The sequence below is a fragment of the Iodobacter fluviatilis genome (assembly GCF_900451195.1).
In the GTDB taxonomy this organism is placed as follows: Bacteria; Pseudomonadota; Gammaproteobacteria; order Burkholderiales; family Chitinibacteraceae; genus Iodobacter; species Iodobacter fluviatilis.
In genome coordinates this window covers 1,403,369-1,418,892 of record NZ_UGHR01000001.1, presented here as the reverse complement: position 1 = coordinate 1,418,892, position 15,524 = coordinate 1,403,369, and the positions used below count along the sequence as shown (strand labels likewise).

Annotated in this window: 11 protein-coding genes and 1 pseudogene; all 12 read right to left on the bottom strand. The window is 45.0% G+C overall.

What is annotated here, in order from left to right; translation table 11 throughout:
- Positions 1–78: 78 nt before the first annotated feature.
- Positions 79–3,489, bottom strand: a complete 3,411-nt coding sequence (locus DYD62_RS06485) for an ATP-binding protein (protein WP_165928673.1) — start codon at positions 3,487–3,489, stop codon at positions 79–81.
- A 26-nt stretch (positions 3,490–3,515) separates the two neighbouring features.
- Positions 3,516–4,151 carry a response regulator gene (locus DYD62_RS06480; protein WP_165928672.1) on the bottom strand — a complete coding sequence of 212 codons (636 nt, stop codon included), beginning with the start codon at positions 4,149–4,151 and terminating at the stop codon, positions 3,516–3,518.
- A 129-nt stretch (positions 4,152–4,280) separates the two neighbouring features.
- Positions 4,281–5,256: pseudogene (locus DYD62_RS06475) on the bottom strand (integrase core domain-containing protein).
- A 211-nt stretch (positions 5,257–5,467) separates the two neighbouring features.
- Positions 5,468–5,743, bottom strand: a complete 276-nt coding sequence (locus DYD62_RS06470; RefSeq protein ID WP_115226589.1) for a phosphopantetheine-binding protein — start codon at positions 5,741–5,743, stop codon at positions 5,468–5,470.
- Positions 5,740–8,418 carry a hypothetical protein gene (locus tag DYD62_RS06465; protein WP_115226588.1) on the bottom strand — a complete coding sequence of 893 codons (2,679 nt, stop codon included), beginning with the start codon at positions 8,416–8,418 and terminating at the stop codon, positions 5,740–5,742. Before DYD62_RS06465 ends, DYD62_RS06470 begins: the two co-directional genes overlap by 4 nt.
- Positions 8,419–8,644: 226 nt before the next feature.
- Positions 8,645–9,712, bottom strand: a complete 1,068-nt coding sequence (gene sctA, locus DYD62_RS06460; protein ID WP_165928671.1) for a type III secretion system needle tip protein SctA — start codon at positions 9,710–9,712, stop codon at positions 8,645–8,647.
- A 59-nt stretch (positions 9,713–9,771) separates the two neighbouring features.
- Positions 9,772–10,998, bottom strand: a complete 1,227-nt coding sequence (locus tag DYD62_RS06455) for an IpaC/SipC family type III secretion system effector (protein ID WP_115226586.1) — start codon at positions 10,996–10,998, stop codon at positions 9,772–9,774.
- 11 nt (positions 10,999–11,009) lie between these two features.
- Positions 11,010–12,755 (bottom strand): type III secretion system translocon subunit SseC family protein, encoded by a 1,746-nt coding sequence (sctE, locus tag DYD62_RS06450; protein ID WP_115226585.1) that lies wholly within the window; start codon positions 12,753–12,755, stop codon positions 11,010–11,012.
- Positions 12,756–12,757: 2 nt separating this feature from the next.
- On the bottom strand, positions 12,758–13,255 hold the full coding sequence (gene sicA / locus DYD62_RS06445) for a type III secretion system translocator chaperone SicA (RefSeq protein WP_115226584.1): 498 nt from the start codon (positions 13,253–13,255) through the stop codon (positions 12,758–12,760).
- A 155-nt stretch (positions 13,256–13,410) separates the two neighbouring features.
- Positions 13,411–14,484 (bottom strand): EscU/YscU/HrcU family type III secretion system export apparatus switch protein, encoded by a 1,074-nt coding sequence (locus DYD62_RS06440; protein ID WP_115226583.1) that lies wholly within the window; start codon positions 14,482–14,484, stop codon positions 13,411–13,413.
- A complete protein-coding gene (sctT, locus tag DYD62_RS06435; RefSeq protein ID WP_115226582.1) occupies positions 14,485–15,249 on the bottom strand; it encodes a type III secretion system export apparatus subunit SctT in 765 nt (254 codons plus the stop codon).
- On the bottom strand, positions 15,249–15,509 hold the full coding sequence (locus tag DYD62_RS06430; RefSeq protein WP_115226581.1) for an EscS/YscS/HrcS family type III secretion system export apparatus protein: 261 nt from the start codon (positions 15,507–15,509) through the stop codon (positions 15,249–15,251). Before DYD62_RS06430 ends, sctT begins: the two co-directional genes overlap by 1 nt.
- Positions 15,510–15,524 lie beyond the last annotated feature (15 nt).

Below are 15,524 nucleotides of genomic sequence, written 5' to 3'. Positions count from 1 at the left end.
TCGATATCTGTATACCGGATTGTGCTTCTTGCTCAATTTCAGCGCGCTTTCTTGTGGGCAGCTGGTAATTCCGGTACCTTAAATACCTTGCTTATAGTGGCTAACAATATTAGACATGATGGATAAGAATTCGGATAAAAGCGAATTCATCTGAGTAGACTCACTAAATCTAAGCTGCTGCAGCAAGGCCTCACAAGCTTTCAAAGCAGGTTTTTCATCTAGAACAAGTAAGCCACCCTTTACTTTATGCAAACACCTCTCAAAACGCTGCAAATCTTTAGTATCAGCCGCATTTTTTAAGCTAAGCTGATCAAGCTCCCAAGAAGCAAGAAAAACCTTTTCTAACTCTACATCTCTAAGTGTTTCTAGTCGCCCTCTTACCCTATCTAACATTTCGGGTGAGGATAAATGCAAAATACGTCCAAGAGTCTGACCCAATTGCGTAATTGATAATGGTTTTTGCAAAATAGCAGCAAAATCCTCACCTTCTGCTCGCCAATCATCGTAAGCATTTGCAGTATGAACAAGCAGTGGCGTTGTAATTCCAGATTGCCTCATTGCCTTTAATAAAGCTTGCCCCCCCATTATCGGCATATAAAGATCGGTAATCACTAGATCATAATTTCTCTGAAGACAATAATTGAATGCTTGCTGTCCATCACTAACACTATCAACATTCATATAGCCAAGAGCATTTAATTGATGCTCCAGTAGCAGAAGATTTGTCTCGTCATCCTCCGCAATCAAAATTCGCACCTCTTGCCTACTATTTAGGACTCGACCCTCCTGTTGAAATACAGGTAAGGCTATATCCTGCTTATATGCACATGATATAAGCGCATGCTCAAGTGCAGCGCGGCTCAGCGAGGTCACATAGATAATTCCTTCACGTATTTCTGGATGTAAAGGCCCATCAAAAGATACAACAATAATTTGCTTAAATAGTTGCAACTGCTCAGGCAAACAATCAGAAGGCAAACAAGATTCATTATGGGCAAGAAGCAATATTTTATTACTCGCTCCAAGCGGATCAAGATCAGATATATCACCCAAATTTATCACTGCGTGAATATCAATACCTGGCAATTGAAATATCACTTGTTTAAGTAACGCACTTTGCCATGTTGGCGACTTACAAACCACCAGCACTTCAGTTATAAACAATGTAGAATTTGAACGTATTACTTCTGCTATATCAGCTATTTTTTTGGAAGGTAATTGGATAGTAAAAATACTCCCTTCCCCTTCTTCACTATCCAAAGAAATAGAACCACCAGCCAAGGCAAGCAATCGCCTACAAAGTGACAACCCCAGCCCCGACCCACCAAAACGCTTTGTGATACTCTCATTAGCTTGTGCATATAAATCAAAAACAGCAGCTTGCCGATCAAGCGGAATGCCCATACCTGAGTCAGCGATACTTAATTTAAGCCAAGAGCCCTCCAATCCCCGTTCTTCAACAGTGCCGTAGAGCGTAATCGCCCCCTTTTGAGTGAATTTCACAGCATTACTTAATAAATTCATAATAATCTGCGAAATTCGGTGTCCATCTACCTCCCAAACGGCAAATAGTGACGGGTCAATCAAGCAGTGAAAATTCAGACCTTTTTTAGCAATCAAAGGAGAAAAGGTTTGTGCACAACGCTCCATCAACTCACCGAGCCTCACATGTGCCAATTCCAACTTAAGCTCCTGAGCTTCTATTTTGGATAAATCAAGAATATTATTAGTCAGTACTAATAGAGCATCAAATGCACGACGGGTAGTGGTAAGGCGGGCGCGCTGAGCTATAGATAAAACCTCACCCTCAAGCAGTTCAATATTGCCAAGGGCTCCGTGCAGTGGCGTACGAATTTCATGACTCATCGTAGCCAGAAACACTGATTTAGCTTTGTTCGCCTCATCAGCCAACAGGCTCGCTTCTTCTAACAGCTTCTCAGCCCTTTTACGCTCTGTGATGTCAGTCAATGCACAAAGGACAACATCCTGATTCTGGTAACGCACCCAAGACAAATCCGCCACAAGCTCTATAAGCCCACCATCAGAGGATCTTGCTGTTATATCTTTGCGCAGTACAATTTGCTGATTACCCCCACTCTCCTTCGCAGAAAAAAGCGCCTCATCCAGCAATACACGATAAAAATGTTCCCCCTTACCTAACTGCTGCCCCGTCAGCCCAGATGCAATCTCGTTTTGCATCAAAATGATATGTTTAAGAGGATCCAACACAGCCAAGCCCACAGGGGCCATGCCTAAGACTTTCCGATTAAATGCCTCACTTTCATACACCGCTCGCGCTTTTTTTTGCATAGAGGCCAAAACGATACTATCTAATACAATCACAAACCCCCATAAAATGCATAATAGAGCAGAGAGCACAGCCATCGAAATCCATAGCTCTTTACGCAAATACTGAACCACCATAGGCCAATCAAACACATATACAGCAACCCAATTAGGGCCAGCTATCTGTTGTGTGATCAGAAATGTCCTTTTACGGTAGGAGAGTTGTGCATGCTCATTTGCATCCTCCAATATATCTGGGGCAGCGCGTAATATTCTCGCCCAATTTGCCTCACGCTCTTTCGTTACATCAAGTCCAAACAAGGAGTAATGATCTTGGGCAACCACAAGAAAATCTGACAAATGCTTTGATTGCTGAAAGTACCGTTCGAATAGCATAAACGGCATGGTAAAAACCACCACCGCCATTCGTTTACCATTATTAAAAACCGGCTTCGCAATATGCAAGATAAGCTCACCAGTAAGTGGGTCCCGTGAGAGAGGTACCCAGATCACACTGCGTTTATGTCGCAACTCATTTTCAGAGTACTTAGACATTTCTTTCTCAACACGAGCGATTTGCCTAGCAATCTCTATCTCTACCCTCACTTTTTTTGCATTTTGAAAAACAGATTTAGGAAGAGGAGGGGTTACAGCAAAGAAACGCTTATCCACACTATATACAAAACCACTAATATGACTATTCGACTCCCCAATACTTACCCATGGGAACCTCGACATTTCTTGTGTAAGCCTCAACAACATAGAAATTGACGCTCTGTCCTGCGATTGCGTCAATGTAGACAATACAGAGAAAGGTGTTACCGTTATTTCACGGTCAGTGATCATTACATTATTTTGTTGCAGCAAAAGCTGCTGATAACGCCTTGCTGGTATAGCTACCCGCTCTTGTCGAAGATCAATCGTCTCATATGACTGAACCAGCTGCCTAAGCAGAGCCTGATAACGATCCACGTCACTTTTTAACAAATCACGTTGTATTAAAAAGAGCTGTTGCCGCTCATCCAAAAAATGCTCAAAGCTCATTCGAATACCAAAACACATCATGCCAATGCTGGCAACACTCAAAATACATGCTCCGGCATATAATAAGCGCCTTGCATAACAAACAGAGCGATCTGGTGCAGAACCATCAAGTAACGGAGTATCGAGAAATAAACGCCTAATTTTGCCAAAATTGGCCATTAGCAAATGATTAAGCCTACCCATTTTCAATACAAGCCTTTTATGGCCTTAAGTAATTCAACAACATTACTAACGCCCAATTTATCCATAGCATTTTTCTTCTGGGTACTAATCGTCTTCACGCTACGCTGTGTATGCAGCGCAATTTCAGAAACGGTCATACCCAAAGCAAATAGGCGTAACACTTCCTGTTCTCTCTCTGACAAAACCACCTCGACAAAATTCTCACAGCCCTTGCCGTTATTTAACTGATGCAATGTCAATGCATTTAAAGTAACAGGATCAATGTACGATCTGCCTATTTGGACTTGCCCAATTACAAAAGGTAAATCAGAAAACTCACCGCTCGACTTACTAATGAAACCAGCAACTTTCAAAGAAAGTATCCGTAAGGCAATAACTATATCGTCATGAGCAGTCAGCACAATAATTTTAATATGTGGATATAACTCCTGCACTTGCTTAATTAATTGCAGGCCATCTGAGTCACCTTCCTCATCAAATGAATAATCACAAAGTAAAACATCACAGGAAATTTCCTGTAACAATTGCAGTAAGCTAGAACTGGATGATGCGGAGCCAGCCAGTTGTAATTCTTTTACATTTTCTAGTATTTTAGTGATGGCAAAAACAATGAGCGGATGATCATCTGCAATAATCACCTGGCATTTTCCCTGAGATAGATCCTTTAACCGCATGAATTCCAACCCCTTTAACATGTGTATAAATTAAGTATGGCGAAGACTTCAAACGGTAATCCCCCCATTTTTAAGCTCACTTAGAAGTAAAGGTCAGGTATGTAATGCTAGTTTTTGTTTCGGGCTGATGCCGCCCAATCCCATATGCGGACGTTCGTTATTTGTAAGCCCAAAACCATTGCGTTGCAGTTTCTTGCACTTCAGCAAGGCACCAGCCATTCATCATGCACGGTGCAATTATAGCGCTCAATATATGCATTATGCTGTGGATTACTGAGCTGAATATTGGCCCATTCAATCGAATATTGCTTCATCCAATTCTTTAATAGCTGACGAATATATTCAGGGCCATTATCGAGCGCCATTCGATGATTTGGCTCAGGCTGTGTATTACGCGCTCGGCAGGTAAAGAGAAATCAACTTCAGAGCCTAATCCTTTCAGATTAAAATCATCAATCACATTAAATAAACCAATGCTGCGGCCGTCAGCTTATTGATCGAGCATAAAATCCATCGGCCATATTTCATTTTTTGCCGCTGGCACCGCTAATGGCGCTGACGTTTTGCGTTCTAAGCACTTTTTAGGCTTAATCCGCAGATTTAATTTTAAATCGCAATATATCCTGTAGACACATTTATAATTCCAGCGCCTTTTCTTTACATTTCGCAGAAGCAAAAAGCAGAAACCCAAGCTCCAGCTTCAATTGGTTTCAATGAGCGGAATCAGCTATTCCGTAATTTTTGCGTTTTCTGCATGCAGCTTATGCATAAAGTGATAGCAAGCCGCACGAATAGAAATGAATTGATTGCAACGGCCCGGTGAAGCGCTGAAATGTTTCAGAGGATTTCTGACATCGCCTCCTTAAGGAGGTTCGCCTATATTTAGGCTTCGATGTACATCTTTTAAAACGTTTATTCGCATCTTTCAGCTTTTTCATCCGCGTCATCATGGAAACGTCCATGCTGCCAAACTTAGCGCGCCAATTATAGAAAGAGACAAAACGCATGTCATGCTGCGGCACAGATCGGAGCCAATTGAGCCGGCTTCGACTTGCTTTAAAATCGCCATAATCTGGCGTCATTAATTGTTCACGGCATTCATGTAAAAGCACCACAAAGACAGCTAGGAAATTCTACTTAAAAATGAGCTGGTTTTGTGAGGGGGGTTTCCCTAGCATATTAGCCACAAAGCGTAAAACGGCCCAGTTATTGAGCACCAAAATAGTGACAAAATAACTGAGCCGTTACACAAATACATAGAATTAATTATATAAAAAGAATCAAATCGCCCCCTGTTCAGAGAGTGTCTCAGCCCCTATTTTATCCTGCACCACCTGATACAAATCACCTACTTTTTTTATCTTTAACATATCGTCAATTGTCAGTTCAATATTAAATTCGTCGTGCAAAGCCATCGCCAAATCTAATAAATCAAGGGAGTCTGCATAAAGCTGATTCACCAAATCTGCTTCAGGCGAAATATTTTGCTCATCACAGCCTAAGCAATAGGCCAATAAAGCGCGAATACTCGACTCCTGCCTGCTATTTGTACTCATTGACGGCCCCCATTTGTAGCTACAAATCGACCATCATGCAGCCCATCCTGAGTGAGAATGACGCTACTGGGTTTCCAAGAGGGTAATGCTGGTTTTTTCGCCCCCAACGCATTGATCAATTCGTTAATCAAAGCATTCGATGAATGTTCAGTTAATGCTGTATCGCGCAGCATGATTTCAGCAAAATGCTTTGCATGGCCCTTTACATTACGATGAGCTATCGCCTCTTTTAATACCGCAAGATATTCATCTTTTTTGCCTTGGGTCAGGCCTGCATCGTCAAAGTGTTTTACTTGAGAAACAGGTAATAATGTATTCCGAGCCAGAACAAATGTTTTTTCTACATCGCTCATAGGCATGGTGTTCATCGGAGTCAGTAAGCCTCTGATCGCTGCCAAAAAGAAAGCTTCAGATACTTTCGTATCTGATTTAAGGCGCAAATCTGTAATCCTAGGTTGAACCCAAGGCTTAAAGCCGAACAACACATCATCTTTTGCAGATAACTCACCTACACTTTCCGTCACGTTCTGCGCGTAACTCATCGTATCCTGAGCTTGGAAACTCACTTCATCACTGTTTGGCGATGGAAGCCATTCTTCAGTGCGCTGCCCCATACTCGCTACTGGCTTTAAATCATTGGCTCCCTTTACCGAAGTTAAAGAAACAACATCACGGCCTGCCCATTGCAACATCCTTGGCACAATAGAATCTTTTAACCACTGCCGAGGTGCCGCGATGGAGGTCAGACGTGCCATAGACAGAACCCGTGCTTTAATATCCGCCACCTGTGGGTGTTGATTTAAACCATCAAGCAAAATACCCCACTGCTGATCTGTCATCGGAGCCAAGTAATCTTCATGGGTATCCCTCACATTCACTGGCAAAAATGTATTGCGTACAGCCAAGAATGATTTAAGGAACGACTCACCCTTACGCCCAACCTCTTGGCCCGTAGTGAGTTGCAATGCTCCTCTTATATCAGTGACTAGAACATGAGCTGCCGAGGCCGAAGTCGCCTTGCTATTTTCTCCATTAAATTTTGGCTGAAAAAAAGCCGACTTGAGGTAAGACTCAGTCACCCTCTTACCCAAGGGGGTAAATGTTAAACGGTCCTCAAGCAGTGTATTGCTTTGGGCTACAAGCGGCTGCGGTTTAGCTGACAAGGCGAGCTTGCTCTGCAACAACTCGCTTCGTTGCTCATTATTTGACACCCGCGCATAAGTACGCCCCCACGTCTCATCCGACCTTATATTTCTAACACCTTGAAGAGTGCCAATACTCAAGGAAGAGCGAAACACCGGCCTATTTTCCTCGTTTCCCTCGGCGTTCGAAACACGATGAGGCTCTTCCAGCCCACCTTGCCGCTCAATCGATGGGTTCTCCGATTGGGTGGCTCGCGTATGAGCGTCTCCCCGCTTGCTATGCTCTTCTAATTGGATCTTCAACGAGCTGATAAACTTTTTAGAAACAGCTTGCCCTGCGCCAAGGGGAGCCGCCACCTCTGAATTGGGATCTGTTTGCACCGCACCACGACTACGCTGGGCATCCCAAGCATTATTAAAAACGGGATTATTTCTTATATTTACCGGAGTTGGGTTTGCAGTGCCCTCGGCTTCTTTTTTTCCGTAATAATGATGATTAGTAATGTTATAAACATCATGCGAGTCCCTTACATTCCCTTGCTTGCCTCCCTGGAAACGATGAGTTTCTGCTACTGGAGCTTGCACTGCCTCAGGCTCTACTCGCTCAGGATCATTCGCTAGAGGGGTATCTGCGGCAGGAAATTCACTTGGCATCTCAGGATTTCGCCCTGCCGGCTTTGCTGCCCCAATAATATCCCGCAATAGCAGGGGCAGCACCGCAACTAAATCCAAATCACGCCCCAACTGGCCGACAGTATTGCTACTGCCTGCCTTTGTAAGCAATTCACTCCTTGTTGCACGCAATGACTCAAATACCTGCATTGCACTCCGGTCAACCACATGCTGCACCGCTTCGCGAGTAGCTGGATCCAACTCACCTTGCAACTGCTGCTCTAAATACTGACAAATAAAAGGCATCGCCTCATCCATCATCAGTTTAGAACCCAGCTCATTGGGCGATCCACCCTGCGGCTTGATCACCTCCGCCACCAGCTTAGATAATTTCTGTTCTAAACCAGTACGGCCAGCATACGTTTTATTGACTTGTGGATACCAAGCCGAAAAACCTGACTTTTCTAGCTTCAAACCATCTTTCTGGATCAACTTGCAAAAGCTTGTTGCCAGCTTATTAAGCTCCGCTTGCTGCTGAGCCGTAACACCATCCGTCTTCTTAAGCTGGCTGTAAACCTTAGCAAAATTCATGACATCTTGCTGGGCAAGGACGTTACTCGAATTTTTATAGATAGACGTCAACTCAGCCGAATTGCCACAGGCAAACAAACACGCCAAGCTGCTATTTTCCTGCGCTTTAGCAAAATCAGTGGGGCGCAGAAATGTTTTAGCGGCGGGATCTGAAGCGGCTCCCACCGTTTGCGAGTGAGGCCTACCTACACCAGGTACAGCAGGCTGGGCTGGGCCGCTGCTTACGCTACGCAGATGTTTCGCAATATCGCTCTTAGCATTGCTCCGCAAGTTTGGCATGCTACAAGAGCGCTGCAAAATGGGACGTTGAACAGAAGTGCCTACAGGCATAAACAACTCCAAACAAAAAAGACACGCTTCGCAGCTAAGAAAGGGCAGATTAAATCGTTATATTCAAATCAATTGATAAAATCCCAGCATATTCTTGATTCTGAGCGAAGCAAGAATATGGAAACAAATAGATCAGAACATCCCAAAGCCGACTTAATATCCAGTGCAAAATGCGAAACAGCGCCTGAACCCATAGGGAGCTTAGGCGCTGCCATGAAATAAATACCTAGATTTGCAAAAAGGCTTTATCAGTTTCCAACAAGCTGCTGATCGTGCTGCTCAGCACCTTAATCAAGTTATCCGTCATAGACTGAGCATTGCTGTATTTTTGCGTCAGCGTTTGCAAGGTATTTTTCATCTTTTCATCCATAGAATCAAAACCTGCTTTCCAGATTTGAAAATCCGTACTGGTCATCTTCACAGGGTCACTGCCCTGAGCAAGATTACTAATCATTTGATCAATCGGGCCAATATCAATCGTTACAACATACTTACCAGAACCAGAAGGCGCTTCTTTCACACAAGATGGGTCAAGCCCCATTTCTTTTGCCCATTGATCTGCCTCACCCTTGCTTGCCCCTTCCACAATGCCATCACCGTTTTGCGGTGGAAAAAGCACTGAGTTTTCACCTGCTTGGCCACCGGGGAAAAAACTTTCTTTCAACGCCGTTAGCTGACGGCCTAACTCTCTCATCGAGACATTTACAGACTGTCCATCCGCCGAGCCGTTAATCAATTTTTCAAGCGCAGCCAAAATCTTACTAAACTCTGCATAAAACGCGATATAACGGTCGACAGCATTTTCGTAAACGCCCAAATAACCATCTTGAATATCGCCAATGGCATCGCTGATATTGTCGTTAATAGTCCAACTGGAAGTGGGATCGTCCTCAACAAACCTAGGCGATTGCTTTGCACCCGCAGTTTCCAGCGCAAGCTGTAAGCTCCGCTCATGTGCCAAAGGCGGCAAAATATTGGCTAACATCAACGATTGAAAGGTATGCAGGCTGAGTTGTCGTTCTGCCTTGGTATCTTCCAGCTGCTGATTCGCCCGAGGCGTCAGTGGCTTCCCTTGTAAAACATCGCGGCTGAGGGCTTGCTGCTGATGATGCAGGCTTTGACCTTGCTGCATCAGTGTTTGCAATTGCTGTTGTAGTACCTGCAGCTGGCTGCTCGGCGCAGCTTTTGCTTCGCTCAGCTCAATCGCTTCTGGAGCCGCCTTTGCAGCAGATGCGGCATACTGGGGCACAGGGATTAAATGTTGCAGCGGCGTACTGGATAAGGGTGAGGTCATTTGATTTCTCCAAGTGTTGACCCCCATCAAGCCGATGGGGGGGAGCGAGAAATAAAGTTTTATACTTTATTGTTCAACATCTGATTCATGGTCGACATGGTCTGTGCGGCCATATCCGTGACCTGTCTCAATAGATCTTGGAATAAAGTATTTAGCTCACGCTTACGAGTTCCTGATTCTTCATTCAAGGATCCCGCCACCTTCTGCCCTTGCTGGGATAAGTGCTCAGTAGAACGCGCATGAGCCTGCGAGAAATCCCCCACACCGCGAATCACATTAGAGAAAATCATACTCAGCCCCATCACCATATCGCCTTGATTCTTGATTGCATCAGCTTTTGCCAAATTTTTCTGCATGGCATCCTGATTCAAATCGCGCTCTGTAGTCAGCTTGTTCACCGTTTGCTCTTTCAGCGCGGCTTGCTGCTGTGCGGTAAGCTGAGGGCTACTATTTGCTAACTCAACATGATCTGTAGCGTCATTCTTATGACCTACAACCTGAGCCTCAGTCAGCGATTTTGCCTGCGGCTTCACTTTCACGCTGGTCAGCGCATCGGCCCCACCCATCACCGTACCTGAGCCGGTTTTTAACGAAGAACTCATACTTCTTAATTCACCCTCCGCCGCTCTCACCTTGCCACCATTATGTTTAAGCGTATCTTTCGCCATACTCGTGCCTTGGCTTTTCCGAGAAGCACCACCAACCGTAGTGGCTATACTCACCACACTCCCTCCGATGGCATAAGACATTGCATCCGACCCTCCCTTTATGATCGAATCGGAAACATTGTGCGCTTGCTTCTCCTCAATCGCAGACATTTTGCCTCCCAACTTTGCTTCAGCAGTGCGATTATCTTGCACAACCTCCAGCAGTTTTTGCATCAGCTCACTCGATCGACTCCCCAGCCCAGAAATATCAAAAGAAGGGCTTGCTTTGGCTTCTTTCTGCCATGCTTGCACTTGTTTTTCCAGCACGACGATCGACCCGCCCAAGCTGGCAACGCCATCGGCATTATTGAGTTTTTCAGTTAATACTCGGTTAATTTCATCGAGAGGAGGTGCCTCACTCAAAGAGACCATGGGTGGCTTTAAATCAGGCACCCCAACCGAATTCACTGGGGTTAACAAGCCTTTGGCAGAAGACTGCCCACGCAGTACCAACTGAACATCTGCTGTACTGGCTGCGCCTTTAGACTTACCCGTGCCTTTTACTTCGGCTGAAAAATCCTGAGCAAACGCTTTCGACTGTGGCAACGTGGAAATGATGCTGCTATTAATTGCGACCATGATTGATATCCTTAAGCGTGACTATTGCGCAGCACTGCACGACCTGTCGCGTCATGTGCTTCTAGTGTTTGAGACATTTGAGCTAATAGCCCTTGAGTGATAGATTGAGATTGAGCAAAAACCTCCACCGCCTCTTTTAAACACTTATCCATCTTTTCCATATCAAAGCGGGCCAGAGTAAAAGAAGCCATTGCATCGGCGGCTCTTTTAATAAATACCCCTTGAGCAATCCCTCCCCCCGCCTGAGCAGCCCCGTTTGCCACTTCTCCAGCCGTTGCAACCTGAATCATCGTATTGCCATAGCTTTTAATGGCCAAGCTGTCTGATTTCATCCCCAAGCTTTTAGTTAGCCTAGAGACGCCCTGAGTCAGTGTTTTACTCGACTGCTTTGCCAGATCCTTTAGAACACTTGGGACTAACTTCTTCATGGTCTCGCCCATCATTTTGCCTATGGTGCTCGCCAGCTTGGCTGCAGCATTTTTCCCTACTACTGCAACCGCAGCGATGACAACAACCATCGCTAACGCCGCGGCAATCGCACCAACAATCGAGCCCACCATCTGAGCAGTTTCTTTATCAACACCAAACTTTTCTAAAGCATTACTTATCGCCTTACCAATCAGCTCCATTAATGGTTTAAGTATTTTTTCCATAATGGGCTTCATGGCTTCCTCCATAAAAGAAACGCCAGTCGCAGCTTTCACCACCGTATCAGCCACCATCAAAGCAACACCTACCGCTGCCAGAGCCAGACTTGCCCCGCCGGTAAATGCAGCCCCTACCACAGACACAATCGTTAACAGAGCGCCCAGAATTTTGCCCACACAGCCCATTACTTTATTGAGCTCTTCTGCTTTTTTGACTTCTTTCTCGTACTCTGCCGCGTTCTTTTCCATTTCTTTAATACGACCTGACTGCATCGCCTCAAAAATGGCTAAATCATTGTTAAGGCTAGCTTCGGCATTGTTACCAACCAATTCTACAAACATCGCCATCAGTAAGGTCATACGAGCAACCCCAGTGAGGTGCCCCTCTTGAGCCTGCCGGGCAGCGGGTGTATTCCCACACTGCGCTCTGACCTCATCGGCTATTTTATCCGCGGCCTTGGTCTTTTCTGAGGCCGTTTTAGTTGCCTGGACGTACACTTCTTTTACGCTATCTGCCCTACTCTTTGCCTGATTGGCATTGAGTACCGCCTCATCACGCGCAGCCTTTGTGGCCTCATACTCTGGATCATCTGGGCTCATCCCAGCTAATGCACTTTCAGCCTCTGCTGCAGCCTTTTGTGCATTGTTTGCGGCCTCTAGCGCAACCTCGTAATCACCCTCTGCAGCCTTTGCTGCTTCAAGTGCTCCTTCCATTTCGCTGATCGCGTTATCAAATTTTTCCTGCAGCGCTTTATTCGCATTCGTTTGTGATTCACGAAGGGCTTTAAATAAGGCCAAACGCCCATCTAAAACACTCAACGCAGTATCTCCGAGCAGCTCCATCAACTGCCCAAGCAACAGCGTCAACTTATCCATGCTCACTGCATCTTCTGCTACAGCTTGCTTAGGGGGGGTTAACACGGGGGTATTTAAATCCCCTTTCACCGCAGTACGTTCCCCCAGCTGCCCAGCACGCACAGCAAAGAGCGCCTGCGCCGCTTTCTGCGCTGTATTAACATAATCCTCACTGGCTCTAGCCTTCTCAAATACGGCTCCCGCCAAGGGGTGTTGTTGATAGGCACTGCGGCCAATTACGCCTGACTCACTCATACTTACTCCTTGTCTTGCTCTTGAGTCGCCTCGAGATCCGTTTTTCCAAGCGTGTCTAAATACACCTGAGCCTTCGCTTTCATCCCTTCGTCGCTGCTTTGTTCACACACCAGCTCAAAGCACTGCTTAGCCTTGGCCGCTTTGCGCATAAAAAGCTGACACTGCCCAGCAAAAAAGACTGCTCGGTAGTCATCCTTACTCAGTGCAAACGCAACGGAATACAGATCAAAGGCTCTTTCAAACTGCTTTTTCAACTGACAAACGGCTGCCAGACCCATGATGTAATCAGGGTTGTAGAAATCGTAGATGCATAGAAAATGAAAGAACGTTTCTGCCTCATCTAAGCGGCCTTTATTATAAAAATCGTAAGCATGCGCATACAAACCCTGCATCATATCGTCGGAAATTCCGTGGATATCTTTTAGCGTTCCTCCGCTACTTACCGTCTCCCAGATCATTTCTGCAATACGTTCTTCACTAGCACTGTCGTCAATGCGCATTTAGCTCACTCCTTTAATCATCAGCCCTACTGAACTGATGAGCTATTAAACATGAATAAATTGTTTGCTACATTCAAGAATCGCTCACGCACATGGGCGCTTTGATCTGTTTAATTAAGAGTCTTCTTTAAGCAAAGCAGACTCTCGAATACGAATTATTTTGGAGCGTCTAAAGGGGAATCCAAAGGTAATGCATTTTTGTCAGCATTCTCTACTTGATCGAGCCAAGATAAGAGACGCAATACTTCTTCAATTTCCCCCTCTTGAATAAAAGAGTAGCGGCGATGCGTCTTTAAAATACGACGTGCTAATGAGATATTGCGAATCACAGGTACACCTACTTTCTTGGCATATGCTCGAACAGCCAATGCACGCTGATTGGTTTCAATAAGCGAAATAAAGGGGATACCAATAATTTCCGGCTTATAAAAAATACCAATAGCAATATGGGTTGGATTCGCGACAATAAACCGTGAATTACTCACATCTGATTTAATTTGCTCAGAAAGAATTTCCTGATGGACTTCACGCCGTTTGGATTTAATCTCCGGATTACCATCCTGCTCTTTATGCTCGCTCTTAACCTGCTGCTTATCCATTTTCATATCTTTCATATGAAGAAAAAATTCAGCTAGCGCATCCAGCACTAAAATAAGCACGATGCATCCCATGCAGGTAAGTACTAAGGAAAGTAGCAATTCCCGCCAGATAACAGCCATATCCAGCGGACCACCACTGAGTTGAGCAAATAACAGACCCCGCTTGTTATGCCATACCACGTAAATCGATACAGCAAAGCTAAGTAGATACAATAAAGACTTAATAAGGTCTTTAACTGTTCTCAGGCTGAATAGTTTTTTAAAGCCATTAACAGGATTAAGTGCATCAAGATTAAGCTTGAGCGCTTCGGTCGCCAGCACAAAACCACTGAATAATAATGAAGGCAGTGCGGTAGCCACCACACACAATAGAAGAATAGGCAGCATGAGCTTTACACCTATCCATAAAATCCCTGCGCTATAGCTTTGTATATCCTGCTGAAAACCGCCTGCAATCAACTGCGAATAGACCGACATCAGCTCAACTAAGGATGCTGCGGACACGATATAAAGAACACCTGCCATCGTCAGCAAAGCGACAATCAAATCACGGCTTTTGAAAGTCTGACCTTTTTTTGCAGCATCTTTCAGGTGTTTTGACGTGGGTTTTTCTGTTTTTTCAGAAGACATTTAGCGGAACCACACAGAAAGCGCTTCAGGCTGCAAACTAAGCTCGCCAACCATGCTAGGCAATACCGGTGAGAAATATAAAAGCAAAATCAGCAAAGCAATTGCACTTTTAATGGTCAAAGAAATTGAAAATGCATTCATTTGAGGCGCAAAACGCGACAATAGTCCCAAAGCAATCTCTGAGAGTAATAAGGCAGCCACAACTGGGCTGGCTAATACCAGTGCTTTAGCCATTACCTTGGTCAGTATTGACAATGTGGGGGTCAATGCTAGGGCGCCATTTCCTAAGGGATCACACAGCTGATAACTTTTGGTAATCACCTCTAGCAGCAGGGACATGCCCCCGCCTTGCAGATAGACCACCGCAGCAAATAAATTAAATAAATTGGCTAATTCAGACGTGTCAACGCCATTGGCGGGATCCATACTGCTGCTAATTGTTGCGCCACGTTGGTTATCGATAATGCTGCCTAAAGCATGAAAAACCCAAAAAGGCCAAGTCAGTAAACATCCAAGTAAAACGCCCACCATGACTTCTTTGGCAATCATGCCCAAATACCAGAGGGAATTAAACTCAGGCAAGCCCCCCAATGGATAAGGCCACAAGCTCATGGCGACAAGCATTGAAACCGAAATACGCATCACGCCTGTCAACACATTGCTATTAAAAAATGGGAGCATAAAAAAGATAGGGGCCACTCGAGCAAAACCTAGCGCTGCAGCGGCCAGCCAATCATGAACATTAAAAAAGAGACCGTATTGCACTAGTGTTGATCCAACGCCATCCTGAAAACTTCCCGACCGAAATCGAGCAAGGTTTCGCCATACCATCCTGATAGCAGAAACAGGCACAGAATTACGCTTAATAATTTAAAACCAAAGGGTAAGGTTTGTTCCTGTAACTGAGTCACGGTTTGAAACAAACCAATTAACAGGCCCACAACGGTTGCAACAATAATCGGCCAAGCCGAAAGTAATAACACCAAGTACAGCGCCCGGTTTCCTGCAAATACCAGATCATTCATTTTCTTTCCCCTGTT